At 68.1% G+C, this 3,316-nt stretch carries 2 protein-coding genes and 2 pseudogenes; 3 read left to right on the forward strand and 1 reads right to left on the reverse strand.

From position 1 onward, the window contains the following. Window positions 1-553: flavoprotein (locus JCM9942_RS12625; RefSeq protein ID WP_304941144.1), on the reverse strand; the 553-nt coding region annotated here is incomplete at its 3' end. Between the two features lie 95 nt (window positions 554-648). Here JCM9942_RS12625 and radC point away from each other — a divergent pair. The 3 genes and pseudogenes from radC to JCM9942_RS12640 all read left to right on the forward strand — a co-directional run. Then, window positions 649-1,323, forward strand: a complete 675-nt coding sequence (radC, locus tag JCM9942_RS12630; protein ID WP_054660085.1) for a RadC family protein — start codon at window positions 649-651, stop codon at window positions 1,321-1,323. 113 nt (window positions 1,324-1,436) lie between these two features. Then, window positions 1,437-3,124, forward strand: a pseudogene (argS, locus tag JCM9942_RS12635) (arginine--tRNA ligase). Window positions 3,125-3,144: 20 nt separating this feature from the next. Further along, window positions 3,145-3,316 (forward strand): annotated as a pseudogene (locus JCM9942_RS12640) (SPOR domain-containing protein); the annotation flags it as partial.

Raw genomic sequence — 3,316 nt, forward strand, 5'->3', positions numbered from 1 at the left:
CAATCGCCAACGGCTCGCTCAGGCGGCCGGGGCCGGATTCGCCCTCGGCCAGCGGACCGTCCTCAGGCCCGATCACCTGTGCCCCGCGCTCGCGCAGCAGCGCGATATTGGCCTGCGTGGCCGGGTGCAACCACATGCGATGGTTCATCGCCGGGCACACGGTCAGCGGCGCGGTGGTGGCCAGGCACAGGGTGGTTACCAGGTCATCGGCGTTGCCATGGGCCAGCCGCGCCAGCAGATCGGCCGTGGCCGGGGCCACGACAATGCGGTCGGCCCAGCGCGCCAGTTCGATATGTCCCATCGCCTGTTCGGCGGCGCTGTCCCACAGCGTGGTGCGGGTCGGCTGGCCCGACAAGGCCTGGAAGCTCAGCGGCGTGACGAACTGCTGCGCCCCTGCGGTCATCGCCACCTGCACCTGCGCGCCGGCATCGCGCAGCCGGCGCACCAGCTCCAGCGCCTTGTAGGCGGCAATGCCGCCGCCCACGCACAACAACAGTTTCTGTCCTTCCAGCGATCGCGATGGCGTCTGTGGACTCTGGGGAAAGCCGGTCACGAGGAAAATTCCTACCTGCACAAGAACGTTTAGCTTACCCGAAGGGTCGGCATCGCCTGATCCCGTTTCTGGCCACTGGCGCCCAGTCTGTGGGCATGCATATCCGCGACTGGCCCACTGCCGAGCGTCCCCGCGAGAAGCTGCTGGCCCGGGGCGCGGGCATCCTCTCCGATGCCGAGCTGCTGGCGATTTTCCTCGGTTCGGGCCTGCGCGGCCGCGACGCGGTGCAGACCGCACGCGATCTGCTGCTGGCCCATGGTCCGCTGCGGCAACTGCTGGACCGCAACGCCGATGAACTGGCGCAGCTGCCGGGCCTGGGGCCGGCCCGCGCCTGCAAGCTCAGCGCCGCGCTGGAACTGGGCCAACGCCATCTGGCCGCCGAGCTGGAACGCGGTATCGCCCTGAGCGATCCCACCTCTGCCGGTCGCTATTTCGCCCAGCGCCTGCGCGCGCGGCCGCATGAGGTGTTCGCCGCGCTGTTTCTGGATACCCGGCACCGGGCGCTGGCCTTCGAGGAGCTGTTCGCCGGCACCATCGACGGCGCCGAGGTGCATCCGCGCGAAGTGGTGCGTCGCGCCCTGGCCCACAATGCGGCGGCGGTGATGATCGGGCACAACCACCCGTCGGGAAATCCGGAGCCCTCCGCCGCCGACCGGGCCATCACCACCCGCCTGCAACAGGCGCTGGCGCTGGTCGATATCCGCCTGCTGGACCACTTCGTGATCGGTGATGGCGCCCCGGTCTCGCTGGCCGCACGCGGCTGGATCTGAACCAAAACCGCGGGGTCTTTGACATTCCTGACCGCCAGGCACGCGCCCCGGCAAGGCGGCCGGGCCATGGCTCAGGTAAAATGGGCAGTTCCGCGCTTCAAGCAGATAGTCACGTGAAAGCCCAACTCCGCGCCCTCATCGGCCAAGGCATCGAAGCCTTGCGCGCCAACGGCACCCTGCCTGCCGACACCCTGCCGCCGGATTTCGTGGTCGAACGACCCAAGACCCGCGAACACGGCGACTTCGCCACCAATGCCGCGATGCTGCTGGCCAAGGCCGCGCGCAGCAATCCGCGCGCCATCGCCCAGGCACTGGTGGCGGCACTGCCAGCCAGCGACGACATCGCCAGTGTCGAGATCGCCGGCCCGGGCTTCATCAACTTCAAGTTCGCGCCGGTGGCCTACCAGCGCGAAGTGGTCAGCGTACTCAAAGAGGGCCAGGACTACGGTCGCAACCTGACCGGCAACGGCCGCACCGTGGGCGTTGAATACGTCTCGGCCAACCCGACCGGCCCGCTGCACGTCGGCCACGGCCGCGCCGGCGCGATCGGCGACTGCATCGCCCGCGTGCTGGAAGCCAACGGCTGGAACGCCAAGCGCGAGTTCTACTACAACGACGCCGGTGTGCAGATCGAGAATCTGGCCAAGTCGGTGCAGGCCCGTGCGCGCGGTTTCAAGCCGGGCGACGCGCAGTGGCCCAGCGAGGCCTACAACGGCGAGTACATCGGCGATGTGGCCACCGCCTACCTGACCGGCCAGACCGTGGAACTGGAAGGCAGCCAGGTGGTCGGCGCCAAGGATGCCGAGGACATCGAGGCCATCCGCCGCTTTGCCGTGGCCTACCTGCGCAACGAGCAGAACCAGGATCTGGCCGCATTCGGCGTGGATTTCGACATCTACTTCCTGGAAAGCTCGCTGTACAAGGACGGCAAGGTCGAAGAGACCGTGGCCCAGCTCAACGCCTCCGGCCACACCTACGAGGAAGGCGGCGCGCTGTGGCTGCGCAGCACCGATTTCGGTGACGACAAGGACCGCGTGATGCGCAAGTCCGACGGCACCTACACCTATTTCCTGCCGGACGTGGCCTACCACCTGAGCAAGTGGCAGCGCGGCTACGAGCGCGCGATCACCGAGCTGGGCGCCGACCACCACGGTTCACTGGCGCGCGTGCGCGCCGGCCTGCAGGCGCTGGACGTGGGCATTCCCCAGGCTGGCCGGAATACGTGCTGCACCAGATGGTCACGGTGATGCGCGGCGGCGAGGAAGTGAAGCTGTCCAAGCGTGCCGGCAGCTACCTGACCCTGCGCGACCTGATCGAGGAAGTCGGCGCCGATGCGGTGCGCTGGTTCCTGATCGCGCGCAAGCCCGATTCGCAGCTGACCTTCGACATCGACCTGGCCCGCCAGCAGAGCAGCGACAACCCGGTGTTCTACGTGCAGTACGCCCATGCCCGGGTCTGCTCGCTGCTGCGCCAGGCGCAGGAGAAGGGCCTGGAGTACACCCAGGCCGACAATCTGGCCGCGCTGGCGGTGCTGGGCGACGCGCTGTCGCTGGAGCTGATGAACGAGATCTCGCGTTATCCGGAAGTGGTGGAAAGCGCCGGCATCGCGCTGGAACCGCACCAGGTCGCACAGTACCTGCGTGAATTGGCGCACGCTTTCCACACGTGGTATCACGGCACGCCGGTGCTGGTGGATGAGGCTGCCGAGCGCAACGCCAAGCTGACACTGGCCTGCGCGGTGCGGCAGACGCTGGCCAACGGCCTGGGCATCCTGGGCGTCAGCGCCCCGGAAAAGATGTAAGTCAAGGAGACGCAGTAGACATGGCAGCACGACGCGGCAAGAGTCAGGCGCGACGCAACAGCAACAACGGCACGCCCGGCTGGGTGTGGCTGGTTGCCGGTGCGGCGATCGCCGCCGTGGTGTTCCTGGCGGCGCCGGACCTGTTCAAGAAGGACGGCGACGGCTTCCTGCGGGTCGGCCCGCAACCCAACC

The sequence above is a fragment of the Stenotrophomonas pictorum JCM 9942 genome, from assembly GCF_001310775.1.
Taxonomy (GTDB): Bacteria; Pseudomonadota; Gammaproteobacteria; order Xanthomonadales; family Xanthomonadaceae; genus Stenotrophomonas; species Stenotrophomonas pictorum.

Excerpts from the sequence above, each read along its gene's own strand:
- radC (WP_054660085.1), top strand. The coding sequence starts at position 649 with ATGCATATCCGCGACTGGCCCACTGCCGAGCGTCCCCGCGAGAAGCTG.